This window comes from Stenotrophomonas sp. Br8 (genome assembly GCF_014763005.1).
Lineage (GTDB): Bacteria > Pseudomonadota > Gammaproteobacteria > Xanthomonadales > Xanthomonadaceae > Stenotrophomonas > Stenotrophomonas lactitubi.
In genome coordinates this window covers 1-15,507 of sequence record NZ_JACGTN010000008.1, presented here as the reverse complement: position 1 = coordinate 15,507, position 15,507 = coordinate 1, and the positions used below count along the sequence as shown (strand labels likewise).

Sequence of the window (15,507 nt, the reverse complement as noted above, 5' to 3'; positions counted from 1 at the left end):
TCTGCCATGAACCGAGCACGCCACATCAGCTTCAGTCGCCCGCGCGGCGGTATGTCGGTCACCATGATGCTGGTGATGATCGCGCTGCTGGCAATGCTCGGCCTGATCGAGATCGGCTTCCTGTTCTGGGCCAAGCGCGATGCACAGAAGGTGGTCGATCTGGCCGCGTTGGCAGGCGCACAACGGCTCGACCTGTGCAACGCCAGCAATGCCGACAACAGTGCGGCCCGGCAGAGCGCACTCTCGCAGAACCGCTTCCGCGGCCAGGTGCAGATCCAGTGCGGCAACTGGAATGCCAGCCGCGCAACGGCAGACCACTTCAGCCCGAGCGTGGACGCCAGCAATCCGCGCAACGCGGTGCGCGTCGTTGCCGAACGCGGCGTGCTGCCGTTCTTCGGCCAGAACCGCACGTTGCCCACCCTGCGCGTGCAGGCCGTGGCCAAGCGCTCGGAACCCACCGCGGTGTTCGCGGTGGGTTCGCAGCTGCTGCGCACCAATGGCAACTCCCCCTTGATGGCGACCCTTCGCCTGGTCGGCCTGGACGTCACCAACGCGACGGTCTTGTCCTACGACGGCTTGGCGCAGGCCACCATTACCCCGTCGGGGCTGCTGGCTGCACTGGGCATCCCGGTCACCGCTGACCTCAGCGTGGCCGACTTCAACCGGCTGCTGTCGATCAATCGCATCTCGCTGGCGCAGCTGGTCAATGCCACCGCCACGGTAGTCGGCCGCGAGACCGCCGTCGGCGTACAGCTGCAGGCGCTGTCCAACCTGGTCGGCACCCGCCTGGACATCAACCAGCTCAATATTCTGCTGGGCAGCCAGAACGGCGGCGGCGGCCTGTTCGCGCAGGTGATCTCACCGGACGGCACCATCGGCAGCGCGCTGGAATCACGGGTCAATGTGCTGGATCTTGTCACCGCCGCGATCTCCATCGCCAACGATGGCAATGGCGTGCAGGTGCAGGGCTTGAACCTGCTGGGCATCGACATCAAGGCCGGCGTGGTGGAGCCGCCGTCGATCGCCATCGGAGGTGTCGGCGCACGTGCGTACAACGCGCAGGTGCGGCTGATGGTGGACGTCGACAGCGACCGCCTGTTCGCGATCGGTCCGCTGTTGAACCTGCTCGGCACCCGCCTGCATCTGCCACTGCACGTGGATGTGGCCAATGCGATGGGAACATTGACCAGCATCCAGTGCGGGGCGACGCCACCGACGGCCACCGTCCAGGTCGATTCCTCGGTGCTGCGCGCCTGCGTCGGCAAGGTCAACGCAGCCGATCGTTTCTCCAAAAGCAACGTCTGTGACGCGACCCTGCAGAACGAGCAGCTGTTGAAGCTGCTGGGGCAGCCCTTGATCAACGACAAGATCACCCTGCCGGCGCTGACCAGCACGCAGAGCCTGACCCTGGCGGCCGGCCAGACCGGCTCGACCCGGATCAACCCGTTGGCCGTCGGCACCGCCGTGTCCGATCTGGTCAACGAACTGCTGCGCGTGCTGTCAGGCATGCTCAGTTCGCCCAAGCAGGGCATGAACGCCAATGACACCGCCAAGGCATTGGCCGACCGTTATCTGCAGGCCGCCTTCCCCAGCGGCGGGCGCTACAACGTGGACCAGGTGATTCCGTTGCTGCGCGATGGCGATCCGTCACGCAACCTCGCACCGTTGGGCAACTGGACAGTCCCCAAAGGTGTACCCAAGCCGTGCCTGCTTGGCCTGACCACCTGCTGGGAAGATGGCTCGGTGTGGACGGGCTACCGCACCACCGTGACCGGCCAGGGCCTTGGGTTGCTCGACGGCCTGCTTGGCTCGCTGGTTGGCGGCCTGCTGATCAACCGCTGCGACAGCCTGCTGGGCAACCTGATCGACTACAACGGTTGCGTTCGCACCAACCTGGCGTCCTATATCCAGACCGCCCCGGCAGGATTCCTCGACGGCCAGAACGGCGGCGGCGTGACCACCCCGGGCAACAACGTGACCTGCAGCGGCCTGCTGTGCGCGCTGCTGAATCCGGTGCTGGCGGCACTCAAGCCGGTGCTCAACAGCGTCGGCACCCTGCTGACCAATACCCTGGCCAGCCTGCTCGGGCTGGAACTGGGCCGCACCGATGTCAGCATGCAGTCGATCCAGTGCAGCTCGGCGCAGCTGGTCTTCTGACCCGCGCGGGCGCGGGTTGGCGGCGCCCGTGCCCATGCTAGACTCGCGGCGGGGAACCACTTTCAACTCAACCCACACTACATCCGTGGATGGTCTAGACATGCGAGAAACTTCAGGGGGCACCGTCTTCGCCCGGTATCCGCGCGGCGCAGCACTGCTGGCCGTGGCCATGATCGTGGTGGCGCCGTCGGCGCTGGCCGCACGTGGCGATCGCACTGCCACCGTCGAGCCGGCCAAGGCCGCACCGGTGGTACGCAACACCGTCGACGAACTCAAGCAGTTGATGGATGCGCAGCAGCTCACCGAGCTGCGTACCACCTACAACGGCAACTACGGCGCCAGCCTGCTGTTCAACGCCAATACCCTGACCTACTACGTGGCCCTGTTCCAGGAGAAGAACTTCTGGCGGGTGATCAAGACCGATGCCGTCGACAACGCCGAGCGTGTCTACCGCACCTTCGCGCAGCAGTCCGAACAGCTGGCGCAGGTCTACATCGACACCACCCGGCTGGAAGCCGGCAAGCGCTACACCGAGCGCCTGGTGGCCTACAACGAAGAACGCCTGCGCACCCTGCAGCAGGAAATGGAACAGCAGCAGGCGCAGTCGGCGCAGGTCAGCGCAGCGCTGCAGCAGGCCCAGCAGCAAGCGGTCAGCCTGAGCACCGACGTGCAGAGCACCAACAGCCAGCTCGATGCGCTGCAGCGCCGGATCCAGATCCTGCAGGCCGAACAGGGCAACCCGGAGCTGAGCCTGCCCAAGCCGGATGCAGCAGCGTCGCCGGCCGCCGCCAGCGACGGCCGCTGAGGCTTACCCGGCTGCAGACCAGAACGGCACCTTCGGGTGCCGTTTTTCGTTGTGCTCAACGACAGGCCTCGCGTACCGCGTCATCCAGCTGCCTGCGCTGCAGGTAGTCGAGCCTGCGTGGCTTGGCCAGCGTCTTCACCTGCTGCTGGCGCGCTTGCTCGCAGCCGCGTGGGTCGGCCGTGATCGATATCAGCGCGCCCTGCGCGCGCCCGCGCCGTGGCGTCCGCGTGGTTGCGCTGCGGGCAGGCGGTACGGCCGAAGGTAACGGCCCGCGCGCCTTCGACTCGGCACTGGGCACCTCCCAGCGCCACTCCGCCCGCCCCTGGCAAGGCGTCTGCTGGTAGACCGGATGCTCGCCATCGGTGCATTTGTAGACGTTGGTCTGCGCCGCCGCGACAGCCGCCAACAGCAGTCCAGGCAACACACCCCATCTCGGCATCTTCATGACTGGCCCTCGCGCGTCCGATGGCCATGGTTGCCAGCAGTACGGGCCTGCCGCCAGAGCGAGTCGCGTCAGCGCAACGAACCCGTCAATCCGCCACAGCCGTGCAATGCACACGGCACATCGTGCGCTGTACTGCCGCAGGCGCCGGCGAACCCGCAGGCGTCTTCCCTCCCTTCCGCCAAGGAACCAGCAATGAGCAATTTCGTGACCGTCAATGATGGCGCCCGCATCTTCTACAAGGACTGGGGCACCGGCCAGCCTGTCGTATTCGCCCATGGCTGGCCGCTGTCGTCCGACGCCTGGGACCCGCAGATGCTGTTCATGGGCCAGAACGGCTACAGGGTGATCGCCCACGATCGTCGCAGCCATGGCCGCTCCAGCCAGACCTGGGACGGCAACAACATGGACACCTACGCCGACGACCTCGCTGCCGTTCTGGATGCGCTGGACGTTAAGGACGCGATCCTGGTCGGCCATTCCACCGGCGGTGGCGAAGTGGCCCACTACATCGGCCGCCACGGCAGCACGCGCGTGGCCAAGGTGGTGCTGGTCGGCGCGGTGCCGCCGTTGATGCTGAAGACCGCCAGCAATCCGGCCGGCACCCCACTGGAGGTCTTCGACGGCATCCGCAAGGGCACCGGTGGCGACCGTTCGCAGTTCTTCAAGGACCTGGCCACGCCGTTCTTCGGCGCCAACCGTGATGGCAACAGCGTCACCGAAGGCATGCGTGATTCGTTCTGGCTGCAGGGCATGCTGGGCGGCGTGAAGGGCCAGTACGACTGCATCCACGAGTTCTCGGAAGTGGACTACACCGAAGATCTGAAGAAGATCGACGTGCCGGCGCTGGTGGTGCACGGCGATGACGACCAGATCGTGCCGTTCGACGCCTCGGCCAAGCTGTCTTCGCAGATCATCAAGGACGCCGAACTGAAGGTGTATGCGGGTGCGCCGCACGGCCTCACCCTTACCCATGCAGATCAGTTCAACGCCGACCTGCTGGCGTTCGCACGCAGATGAGGTATCGCGGCGGCGCTCCGGCGCCGCCGCTCCTGCGGTAGTGCCGGCCGCTGGCGGGCAACCGCATCAACGCCGCTCGAAACCGCGTTCAGCCGGCCAGCGGCCGGCTCTACCACGGGGCCGTCAGATGTCGCTGTGGTGATGTGGCGCCGCCGCCGGCAGCGGATCATGGCCGCCGACGAAATGACGCACTACCGGGGCACGCTCACCGCGGTGCAGCGCGCGCAGCGCCTCCTGGATCGCCTTGTCGTCGGCGGTGATGCGCTCGTGCTGGCGCAGGTGCTCCAACCACGACGCCGCCACGAAGTATTCCAGATGGATGCCTGGGGTCGCCACATCCTCGACCACGCCCCAGACCACGGCGCCATCACGTCGACGGATCGTCCCCAGCGTGCGCATCTGCGCCTGGAACGCGGCACGATCGGCGGCATCGATGCGATATTCGATGGTCACCAGCACCGGCCCACGATCATTCGACACCGGTACCGACAGCTCCGGCGCTGGCCAGTGGCCGGCCGGGCTCAGGTTCAGATCTTCGGCACCGGCTATGCGCACGCGCCATACCAGCAGGCCGCCGATGACCGCGCCTGCTGCGGCCACCAGCAATGCCAGCTCCGGCGATGTGCGCTGCGCCAGCGCGCCCCAGCTCAGGCCACCGGCCGCCATGCCGGCCGAGAACACCATGATGTACAGCGCAAGCGCCCGTGCTCTCACCCAGGCCGGCACCGCCGTCTGTGCTGCGATCTGCAACGAAGACAGCACGGTGATCCAGGCAAAGCCATTGACCAGCATCACCAGCGGCAACACGTACCAACTGCGGGTCAGCGCCAGGCCGGCCAGGCTTGCAGCCAGCGACAAGGTGGCCAGCAGCACCAGCAGGTCACGGTCGAGCTTCGCCCGCAGCTTCGGCAGCAGCAGTGCGCCGCCCACCGCACCGATGCCGATGCAGCCCAGCAGCACGCCATACTGTCCTGCCCCACCGTGCATCTGTCCGCGCACCACCACCGGCAGCATCGCGTTCATCGCTGCGGCAAAGAAGAAGAAACCAGCCGATTTGATCAGTACTGCCTGCAGCCGCCCGGCACGGCTGGCATAGCGCAGACCTGCCTTCAGGCCAGCACCGAACCCTTCGGGAGGCAGGCTGGACGCCTTCGGATCGCGCTTCCAGCCCCACACCACGAACAGCATTGCCGCAAAGGTGATGGCATTGAACCCGAAGGCCCATACCGCACCCAGCTGGGCCACGATCACGCCGCCGATGGCTGGACCGATCGAACGGGCGATGTTGATGCCGATGGAATTGAGTGCCACTGCCGAGGCCAGCATCGGCTGCGGCACCAGCTCGGAGACGATCGCGGCCTGTGCCGGCATCGCCATCGCCGCGCCGCAGCCCATGCAGAAGGTCAGCAGCACCAGCAGTTGTGGCGTCAGCAGGTCCATCGCCGTAAGCATCGCCGTCACCGCCGCCACCAGCAGCATCCAGCCCTGGGTGAACAGCAGGTACTTGCGGCGATCGACAATGTCGGCCAGGGTGCCGGCCGCCAGCGCCAGCAGCACGATCGGCACGGTGGTGGCCGACTGCACCAGTGCCACCATCAACGCCGAACCGGTGCGTTCGGCCATCACCCAGGCGGCGGCGACGTCGTTGACCCAGGTACCGATGTTGCTGGCCAGGATCGCCAGCCAGATCGAACGGAACATGTGGATCTTCAGCGGCGACCAGGCGCCATCGGCCTGTGGGGAGTGTTGTGACGCGGATGCGTTCACCATTGCCATGCTCCAACGATTGAGGCGAACAGCGTGTCCTGGCCACCGGCCTGCTTCAGTGCAGGGCCCGCATCGACCCAGGCCAGCTGCAGCTGCCATTGCCAGCGGTCATTGACCTGCCAGCGGGTTTCGGATTTGTACTGGGTGCCGATGCGGCGTGCGCCACCGGTACTGCCGGGCAGCGCAGCCAACGGTGCCGGCGTGGTGTAGACCGCATCGGCGCGCCGCTGCTTCCAGGCCAGCTGTACACCCAGTTCGGTGGTCACCGCGTCATGCAGGCGCAGCGCCAGTGTCGGTTGAAGATCCATCAGGTTGGCCGGTGCCAACAGGCTGGCTTCGCTGAAATAGGCGGATTTGGGAAACAGTGCATTGAACGTGCCGAGCCGGCCATCTCGCGGATCTGCATCGCCGCTGGCGATATCGGCCTTCAGGCCCAGGCGCGGTTGCAGCGGCAGCCGGGCCCAGCGCCAGCCGGTATCGGTGGCCAGGGTCCACGCGCGGACGTCGAGATCGCCGGTCACGGCCCGCAGCTCACCGCCCTGCACCACCAGCTCGGTGTTCCAGTCCAGCGCACCGGACTGGCCGAACCAGCGCGCGCCCAGGGTCTGCCGCCGCTCGGTACCGCTGCCTGCGGCGAAGCGCGCGCCCTCGCGGCGATAGTCCAGCAGATAGAGATCCCACTGACTACTGCCTGCGCCCTTCGCCGTCGTCGCATACACGCCGATCAGGTGTGCACCGCGCTCACCGCGGTCATCGAACGCGCCCGCGCGGTTCTCCACTGGGCGCAGCGCCATCAGGTCCAGCGCGCCCCGCCGGCCCTGCCAACCTACCCGTGCACCATCAAACGCCAAGCGGATGTTCGGGCCATCGCGCACCGACAGCAGGCGCGAGCTGCCATAGCCCGCTTCCTGCCGGCCCAGCTGCACGTGCATGCCAGCGCCAGCCCAGCGCCAGTACACCTGCTGTACGTCCAACGCACCGCGATCGGTTCGACCTGGGCCACCGGCCTTGCCGCGCTCGGCATGTGCACCCAGCTGCAGCTTCGCCTGCCAGTCATCGCGGGCGAATGTGGCTGATGCCAGCGCACGCAGCAGGCCATAGCCATCCTCGCCGCCACCAACGCCGAACCGGGTCGGGTCGTAGTACATGCCACGCAGGCGCAGCGATGCATCCCACCGCAACTGGCCATCGCCAACCGCGGTACAGGCGCCACCGTCGCAGGCCAGTGCCAACGATGGCAATGCCAGTGATGCCAGGGTCAGAACGCGAAGCACGAACATCCCATCGCGCCCCAGAACGCGGTCAGGTCATCGGTTGGCGCGGCATGGCGGGCCGCATGGCCGTGCGCACCATGTGTGCTGCAGGCGGCGCCGTGATGGTGATGATGGGCCGACGCCAGGCCAGTGGCGGCGCCGCCGACGTGGTAGCCACCGAACCGGTTCACCGGCGACCAGTCCGGCATTGCTGGAGGCAGCTGCGGCGCCAACCCGGCGTAGTCGCCGTCGCCATGCACGATGCGGCCCCCCACCACAGTCAGCAGGCTGGTGATGTCGGCAATCTGCTGCTCATCGACACGGAAGAAGTCCGCCGACAATAGAATGAAGTCGGCCAGCTGGCCCGTCTTCAGCGTGCCCTTCACTGCTTCGTCGCCGGAGAACCAGGCACTGCCCTGCGTCCACAAGCGCAAAGCCTGCTCACGTTCCAGCAGGTTTTCATCACCGTACAGGGCCAGACCACCGACGGTGCGCCCGGTCACCAGCCACGACAGTGCCACCCAGGGGTTGTAGCTGGCCACGCGGGTGGCGTCGGTACCGGCGCCGACCGGCACGCCCTCGGCCAGCATCCGCTTCACCGGTGGCGTGTGCCGCGCCGCCTGCACGCCATAGCGCTGCACGAACGCCTCGCCCTGGTAGGCCATGCGGTGCTGCACGGCGATGCCGCCGTTCAGGGCGCGGATACGCTCGATGTTGCGCGGGGTGATGGTCTCGGCGTGGTCGATGAACCAGTGCAGGCCATCGAACGGCACCTCGCGGTTGACCTGTTCGTAGACATCGAGGATGCGGCTGATGCTCTCGTCGTAGGTCGCGTGGATGCGGAACGGCCAACGCTTCTCCACCAGCAGCTTCACCACGTCGTGCAGTTCCGGCTCCAGCTCCGGCGGCAGTTCCGGGCGCGGCTCGTTGAACAGTTCGAAATCGGCTGCCGAGAACACCAGCATCTCGCCGGCACCGTTGTGGCGCAGCAGGTCGTCGCCCTGGCGCGGCTGCAGCATCTCGCTCCAGCCGCGGAAATCGCTGACCTCGCTGCCCTTGTTCTGGGTGAACAGGTTGTAGGCGATGCGCACGGTCAGCTGCTGGTCGCGGTGCAGCTGCTCGATGACCTGGTAGTCCTCGGGGTAGTTCTGGAAGCCACCGCCGGCGTCGATCACCGAGGTGATGCCCAGGCGGTTCAACTCGCGCATGAAATGGCGGGTGGAATTGGCCTGGTATTCGATCGGCAGTTTCGGCCCCTTGGCCAGGGTCGCATACAGGATCAGCGCGTTCGGCTTGGCCAGCAGCAGGCCGGTCGGGTTGCCCAGCGAATCGCGCACGATCTGCCCGCCGGGCGGATCGGGTGTTTCCCTGGTATAGCCGCAGGCACGCAGCGCGGCGCGGTTGAGCAACGCGCGGTCATACAGGTGCAGCAGGAACACCGGCGTATCCGGGGCGATGTCGTTCAGTTCCTGCAGGGTCGGCAGGCGCTTCTCGGTGAACTGGGTGGCGGTGAATCCCCCTACCACGCGCACCCACTGCGGTGCGGGCGTGCGGTCAACCTGCGCCTTCAGCATGGCCATCGCATCGGCCAGCGAGCGCAGGCCGTCCCAGCGCAGCTCCAGGTTGTAGTTCAAGCCGCCGCGAATCAGGTGCGTATGGCTGTCATTGAGACCCGGCACCAGGCGCCGTCCCTGTGCATCGATGAGGGTAGCTTCGCTGCCCCAGTCGCGCATGATCTGTTCATCGCTGCCGACGGCGACGATGCGCCCCTCCTGCACGGCCAATGCCTGCGCATGCGGTTGCTGCGGGTCGAGGGTGGTGATGCGTGCGTTGCGGATGACCAGCGTGCTCATGCGACGTTCCTTGGAAGGGGATTCGATGGCTGCGGCGGTGCCACCAGCCAAGCCCAGCGCCAGCGCGGCACCGGTGGCCAATACCACGTTGCGGCGGCCAGGATCGAGAGGGTCGTTGCTCATGCGATGTCTCCAGAAAGAACCAGCCCATCCACCGCCCACGCGCCGGGCCCGGCCAGGGCGATGGCCAGCAATGCCAGCGTCCACAACAACGGATACTCGGCACCGCCGCGCATCCAAAACCACCCTTTGGGCAGCGCCAGCAGTGCGGTGAAGGCGATGAACGCGGCAGCCACGAGCGCGGCGATCCGGGCCTGCCAGCCCAGCATCACTGCGGTGCCGGCCACCACCTGCAGCAGCGCAAGAAGCAGTGGCAGAGGAGCCGCCGCAGGCAGACCGAAGCCACGCAGTTCGCCGGCAAAGCCCGCCAGGCCAGGCCCGTTGAACCAGCCGAACAGTTTCCCCAGCGCGTGCGGCAGCAGGAATCCTCCCGCCGCCACCCGCAGGATCAGCAAGGCCAGGTCGAGGCCATGGCCGTCGCGCACGCTCAGCGCCCGCCTTCCTGCGCGCCGAACATGGTCTTGGCGTACTGGATGCCGACGCCATAGCCGCCCGCATGGTCGCGAGCGATGCCGGTGGTCAGGTCGTAGGTCTCACCGCGCGCCCAGTCGCGCTGCAGTTCCAGCAGGTACTGCACGCTGGTGATCGGCACTGCACCGGCCTGCACCATGCGGGTGATCGCGCGTTCATGCGCCTCTTCGCTCACATCGCCGCAGGCATCGGTGATCACATAGACCTCGAACCCCTGCTCCAGCGCCGACAGCGTCGGGCCGACGATGCAGACGCTGGTCCACAGTCCGGCCAGCACCAGCCGACGCTTGCCGATGCGGTTCACCTCATCGATCACCGGCTGGTCTTCCCAGGTATTCATCGACGTGCGATCGAACACCGCCTGCCCCGGGAAGATCACCGGCAGCTCCGGGAACATCGGGCCGGAGAATGACTTCTCGGCCACCGTGGTCAGCAGCACCGGCACGTTGAAGCCCTTCGCGCCCTTGCTGATCAACGACACGTTGTTGCGCAGCGCGGAGATGTCGATGGTGTGGGTGGCGAATGCCATCTGCGACTGGTAGTCGATCAGGATCAGGGCGTGGTCGGTGGGTGACAGCAGTGCTTTGGCGGGGGTGGCGGTGGCGGTGGCGAGGTTCATGGGTGGACTCCAGTGGAGGAAACAACAAGGGGAAGTGCGAGCGCCGCATCGCCGGCCAGATACTGGCCGGGGCTGCAGCCGGTCTCGGCGCGGAAGCTGCGGACGAAATGGCTCTGGTCGAAAAAACCGAGATGCTGGGCCAGGCAGGTCATCGACTGCCGGTGGGTCGCCAGCAGCTGCCGCGCACGTTCAATGCGCCGTCGACGTACATAGCGAAGCGGGCTGGCACCGGTGCCACTGCGGAACAGGCGCACCAGATGGAAACGGCTGACGCAGGCGACCTCGGCCAGCTCGGTGACCCGCAGCGGCTGCGACAGGTGCTCATCGATGTAGCGCAGCGCACGCTGCAGGGCGGCCGACTGCTGGGGCGCCAGCATGGGCATGGGCTGGGCGGGCGAAAGGACGGTAACCATGCTCGGGCGCCGCAGCGGGGGTGGCCCATGGTGCGGCGCCAGCCATCGGCGCCCTACCCCCAACGGTCGAGGTCAACACTCACCCGATCGGGGGAGGCGGCCGTCGCAACCGTCGCCGGCCGAACAGGCGCGCGTCGAGCGAATAGGCGCCCGGCCCCAGAAGCAACAGTGCCAACGGCAACAGCGACCATGGCAACGCCGCGCCCTGCCAATAGAGTCCCGGCACCGCCAGCGCAACCGCCAGCGGCGTCAGCAGGCCGGGCAACAGCAAGCCCGTTGCCGCCAGGCACAGCCACCACGACCCACCTGCAGCAGTGCCTGGCAGCAACAGCGCGCTGGCCACGCACACTCTCAGCCACAACAATCCCAGGCCCGGACCGCGATCGGGAAACATCACATACAAGCGCTGCATCGCCGGGCTCCATCTTCCATGTCGGCGTGATAGCCGACCCGGCTGCATCACGCCTACCCCATTCGGGTCACCTGCGCCTGCCCCGCACCTGCCAGAATGAGCGCCATGCGTGGCCACATCATCCCTCTCCCGCGTCGCCTGCCGGCGCTGCTGTCGTGCCTGCTGTTGTGGATCGCCCTGCCCGTGCTCGCCGCGCAGCATCCGGTGATCAGCGACGGCATGCCCGGCTACCAGCACACCGCGTGGCGGGTGGGCCAAGGGGCGCCCGGCGATATCTGGGACATCGCCCAGGATCGTGAGGGCATGCTGTGGCTGGCGACCGGCTCGGGCCTGTACCGCTTCGACGGTCGCCGTTTCGAGCGCCAGGCGGCACCTGCGGGCGCCCGCTTCCCCTCCACCAACATGGTCACGCTCGGCCTGGACGGCGAGGGCGACGACCTGTGGATCGGCTATTTCCAGGCCGGCATCAGCCAGTTCTCGCCGCAGCGGCTGCGCAGTTTCGGGCGCGCACAGGGCGTGCCGGTGGGCGTGGTGCCGCGCTTCGCGCATGACCGCAATGGACGCCTGTGGGCGGCAGTCAACGGTGGCCTGCGCTGGTTCGACGGGCAACGCTGGCAGGCTCCAGCCGCCGATGAAGGCGTGCCACGACGTCGTGTGCAATGGCTGCTGCAGGACAGCCACGGCACCTTCTGGGTGCTGGCCGACCTGCACATCTGGAAGCGCGCGGCGGGAAAGACCGCATTTGAAAACACCGGCATCGCCGTCTCGCAGATGGCAACCCTGGTGGAAAGCCCGCAGGGCGAGATCTGGCTGGCCGACCGCATCCGCGGCACTTCACCACTGGCCAACGCGCAGGGGCTGCTGCCCCCCAGCGAGCGCGAAGCGCGGCGCATGCCGGACCTGGTAGCCGCGCGGCTGCAGTTCACCGCCGATGGCGCACTCTGGGCCACGATGAGCCCGCACGGTGGCGTCGCCCGCGTCACCTTCGATGGCCAGCAGGCCGTGCGCATCGAGCGCTTCGACACACCGCAGGGCCTCACCGCGACCTCGGCGGTGCCGGTCATCGCTGACCGCGAAGGCAACCTCTGGGTCGGCACCAACCTCGGCCTCAACCGCTTCCGCGCCCGCAGCGTGCAGACGCTGGCCGTCGGCCCCAGCGATCCTTACCGCTCGCTGGTACGCGGCAGCGATGGCCGCGTGTACGGCTATGGCGAAGACCTCAAGCTGTTCGACCTGCAGCGCCCGCTGCTGGCCGGTAGCGCGGTGCAGTTGCAGGCCGCCGCGCAGCGGGCGCCCACGCCGGTCTGGCAGTTCGACTGGATCAACCTCGCGCGCACGGTGGGCGGCCACACCACGCGCATTCCACTGCCCGCACCGTTCACCGGCCAGCCCCTGCATGCCCTGCTGTTTGCCGATGATGACCAGGCCTGGGTCTGCGCCGGCGAGCAGGCGGTGCTGCAGTACGCGGATGACCGCTGGCGACGCGAGACGCGGCTGCCCGAGCAGGCCTGCTCGTCGCTGGCGCTTGCCAGCAACGGCGCGCTGCTGCTTGGTTATTCCGACGGCACGCTGCGCCGCCTGGATGCCGCATCGATCACCACGTTCGGCGCGGCACAGGGGCTGTCGGTCGGCCCGATAACCGCGCTGCTGCAGCATGACGACCTACTGCTGGTTGCCGGTGAGGCGGGCCTCGCCGCGCGCCTCGGCAACGGCCACTTCCTGCCCGTGCGCACCAACACCACCGGCATCCTCGAGGGCATTACCGGCATGGTCGCCGATGCGCAGGAGCGGCTCTGGCTCAACGGCAGCCGCGGCCTGGTGCGGCTTGAAGTCGCTACCCTGCGCAGCGCACTGCGCGACGGCCAGCCGGTTGCTCCGCGCCTGTTCGATGCCGTCGATGGCATGCCCGGCATTGCTCTGCAAAGCGGCCCCATCCCGACCGCCGTACTGGCCGCCGACGGCCTGCTGTGGCTGGCCACCAACCAGGGCCTGGCGTGGCTGGATACCCTGCAGCCGCACATCAACAGCATGGCGCCCGGGGTGCGCATCGGCGACGTGATGTATGGCACCACCCAGACGCCGTTGCAGGAGGGCTTGCGCCTGCCGGCCGGAACCTCCCAGTTGCAGATCGACTATGTCGCACTGTCGCTTGCGCGGCCCGAGCGCAACCGCTACCGCTACCGCCTGTCCGGCGTGGACGACGGCTGGCAGGACGCCGGTGGCAGCACGCGCGCGTACTACACCAATCTGGCACCGGGTCATTACCGCTTCGAGGTGGAAGCCGCCAACGAGGACGGCATCTGGAGCCGCGCGCCAGCGATCCGCAACTTCCGGATCGCACCCACGTTCCTGCAGAGCGTCTGGTTCAAGCTGTTGTGCGTGGTGCTGGTGCTGGCCGTGCTGATGTTGGCCATCCGCATCCGCAGCGGTCAGCTCGCGATGCTGTTCCGCGCCCGCCTGCAGGAGCGCAATGGCGAACGCGAACGCATCGCACGCGACCTGCACGACACCCTGCTGCAGGGCAGCCAAGGGCTCATCCTGCGGCTGCACGCCATCAGCCAGTCCGCGCAGACGCCTGAACCGGTGCGCACCCAGCTGGAGGCGGCGATGCAGTTGGCCGAGCAGAATCTTGCCGAAGGCCGGGAACGGGTCAACGCACTGCGTGACGGACCGTTCGCCGGTCGCGACCTCGCCTCGGCGCTGGCCGATGTGCACGCCGAATACGCCGGCCAAGGCACCAACCCGCTGCGCCTGACCGTGGAAGGCAGCCCCCCGCCCCTGCAGACCGATGCCGCCGAAGAAGTGTTCCTGATCGGACGCGAGGCCATCCGCAACGCGTTGCGGCATGCGCAGGCCAGTGCCATCGAAGTGGAGCTGTCCTACGGCACGCGCTGCTTCCTGCTGCACGTACGCGATGATGGTGTCGGCATTGCCGACGAGGATGCCGGCCGCGGTCACTGGGGCATGCAGGGCATGCGCGAGCGCGCACAGCGGCTTGGCGCGGAACTGCAGCTGTGGACCCGTCCGGGACTGGGCACCGAAGTGGCGCTGTCCGTGCCGGCCCGTCGCCTGTATCACCGCCGTCCATCGCGCTGGCGCTGGCCCTGGAGCAGACCCACCCATGACTGAATCCCTTCCTCCCATCGGCGTACTGGTGGTTGATGACCATCCCCTGCTGCGCGATGGCCTGGCGGCATTGCTGAGCACGCACACGGACCTGCGCCTGCTCGGCGAAGCGGCCGATGGCGAAGAGGCGCTGGCCCGCTACCAGCAACTGCAACCGGATGTGGTGCTGATGGACCTGCAGATGCCACGCATGGACGGCGTGGAAGCGATCGTGCGGATCCGCGCGCTTGATCCCCGCGCCCGCATCATCGTGCTGACGACCTACCGCGGTGATGTGCGTGCGGTGCGTGCATTGCAGGCTGGGGCCAGCGCCTATCTGCTGAAGGACACGCTGCGCCACGAACTGGTGGACACCATCCGCACGGTGGCCAGCGGCCGCCGCGCACCGATACCGGCAGAGGTGGCGGCCAGCATCGCCGCGCATGTCGTGGAAGACCGGCTGTCGCCGCGCGAAACCGAAGTACTGCGCCACGTGGCGGGCGGCCTGTCGAACAAGCGCATCGGCGAACGCATGCAGATTTCCGAGCAGACGGTGAAGGCGCACATGAAGAGCCTGATGGACAAGCTGGGCGTCGGCGACCGCACCCACGCGGTCACCCAGGCGCTGCGCCGCGGAATCATCAGCCTGGATGACACCGGTCAGGAGTGAAGGGGGTTCGGCCGGGCTGCGCCCGGCACCCGCCGAATCAACGTCAAGGTCAACGTCAACGTCAAAAGCGGGCTACCTGGGGGATGGCGGGGTGGGTCCGGTTGCGGGGGACGCCGTAAACCCGTCCTTGGGGGCTTGGCCGCGGCATCCATGCCGCGGACACCCCCGCAACCGGACCCACCCCGCCTTCGACAGATCTCCGCGATCTGCCTGGATGACATGACCTGCTCTTGGTAGGTGTCGACCTTGGTCGACACGTAGATCCACGCCATGCGTGGATGCTCTTCGTTCAATTGTCGAAATATTAGATTTCGATGGAGATTCATCCAGCACGGGATGGGTCCATCAGACACCAGAAAACTGTCGAAGGTGGGGCGGTGTCGGATTGCGGGGTGTCCGC

General features: G+C 67.4%; 13 protein-coding genes. 5 read left to right on the top strand and 8 right to left on the bottom strand.

Going from position 1 to position 15,507, the window contains the following annotated elements; all coding sequences use genetic code 11:
- Nucleotides 1-6 precede the first annotated feature (6 nt).
- On the top strand, nt 7-2,157 hold the full coding sequence (locus H3005_RS08200; protein ID WP_191077897.1) for a TadG family pilus assembly protein: 2,151 nt from the start codon (nt 7-9) through the stop codon (nt 2,155-2,157).
- 100 nt (nt 2,158-2,257) lie between these two features.
- Entirely contained in the window at nt 2,258-2,962 is a 705-nt protein-coding gene (locus H3005_RS08195; RefSeq protein ID WP_191077896.1) for a DUF2968 domain-containing protein, read from the top strand.
- A gap of 55 nt (nt 2,963-3,017) precedes the next feature.
- Here H3005_RS08195 and H3005_RS08190 read toward each other — a convergent pair whose 3' ends face one another.
- Nucleotides 3,018-3,407, bottom strand: coding sequence for a hypothetical protein (locus tag H3005_RS08190; protein ID WP_191077895.1), 390 nt, complete (start codon nt 3,405-3,407; stop codon nt 3,018-3,020).
- A 192-nt stretch (nt 3,408-3,599) separates the two neighbouring features.
- Here H3005_RS08190 and H3005_RS08185 point away from each other — a divergent pair, with 192 nt between their 5' ends.
- Nucleotides 3,600-4,424, top strand: coding sequence for an alpha/beta hydrolase (locus tag H3005_RS08185; protein WP_191077894.1), 825 nt, complete (start codon nt 3,600-3,602; stop codon nt 4,422-4,424).
- A 123-nt stretch (nt 4,425-4,547) separates the two neighbouring features.
- Here the strand turns inward: H3005_RS08185 and H3005_RS08180 are convergent, their stop codons facing one another.
- The 7 genes from H3005_RS08180 to H3005_RS08150 all read right to left on the bottom strand — a co-directional run bounded on the left by H3005_RS08180 (nt 4,548) and on the right by H3005_RS08150 (nt 11,332).
- Nucleotides 4,548-6,194: an MFS transporter gene (locus H3005_RS08180; protein ID WP_191077893.1), complete on the bottom strand. Its 1,647-nt coding sequence runs from the start codon at nt 6,192-6,194 to the stop codon at nt 4,548-4,550.
- Entirely contained in the window at nt 6,188-7,471 is a 1,284-nt protein-coding gene (locus H3005_RS08175; RefSeq protein WP_191077892.1) for an alginate export family protein, read from the bottom strand. Before H3005_RS08175 ends, H3005_RS08180 begins: the two co-directional genes overlap by 7 nt.
- Complete coding sequence (locus tag H3005_RS08170) at nt 7,450-9,297, bottom strand: amidohydrolase (protein ID WP_191078056.1); 1,848 nt, start codon at nt 9,295-9,297, stop codon at nt 7,450-7,452. The genes H3005_RS08175 and H3005_RS08170 overlap by 22 nt, the downstream gene beginning before the upstream one ends.
- Nucleotides 9,298-9,416: 119 nt before the next feature.
- Nucleotides 9,417-9,842: a DoxX family membrane protein gene (locus H3005_RS08165; RefSeq protein ID WP_180167332.1), complete on the bottom strand. Its 426-nt coding sequence runs from the start codon at nt 9,840-9,842 to the stop codon at nt 9,417-9,419.
- Between the two features lie 2 nt (nt 9,843-9,844).
- Entirely contained in the window at nt 9,845-10,507 is a 663-nt protein-coding gene (locus H3005_RS08160) for a hydrolase (protein WP_100552768.1), read from the bottom strand.
- Nucleotides 10,504-10,884: an AraC family transcriptional regulator gene (locus H3005_RS08155; protein WP_223880144.1), complete on the bottom strand. Its 381-nt coding sequence runs from the start codon at nt 10,882-10,884 to the stop codon at nt 10,504-10,506. Before H3005_RS08155 ends, H3005_RS08160 begins: the two co-directional genes overlap by 4 nt.
- Before the next feature lie 115 nt (nt 10,885-10,999).
- Nucleotides 11,000-11,332, bottom strand: coding sequence for a hypothetical protein (locus H3005_RS08150; protein WP_108266641.1), 333 nt, complete (start codon nt 11,330-11,332; stop codon nt 11,000-11,002).
- Nucleotides 11,333-11,428: 96 nt separating this feature from the next.
- Between H3005_RS08150 and H3005_RS08145 the strand changes: the two genes are divergently transcribed.
- Nucleotides 11,429-14,461: a sensor histidine kinase gene (locus tag H3005_RS08145; protein WP_191077891.1), complete on the top strand. Its 3,033-nt coding sequence runs from the start codon at nt 11,429-11,431 to the stop codon at nt 14,459-14,461.
- The gene (locus H3005_RS08140; protein ID WP_191077890.1) at nt 14,454-15,107 is read left to right on the top strand and encodes a response regulator transcription factor; all 654 of its coding nucleotides are present in this window, start codon (nt 14,454-14,456) and stop codon (nt 15,105-15,107) included. Before H3005_RS08145 ends, H3005_RS08140 begins: the two co-directional genes overlap by 8 nt.
- Nucleotides 15,108-15,507: the final 400 nt, after the last annotated feature.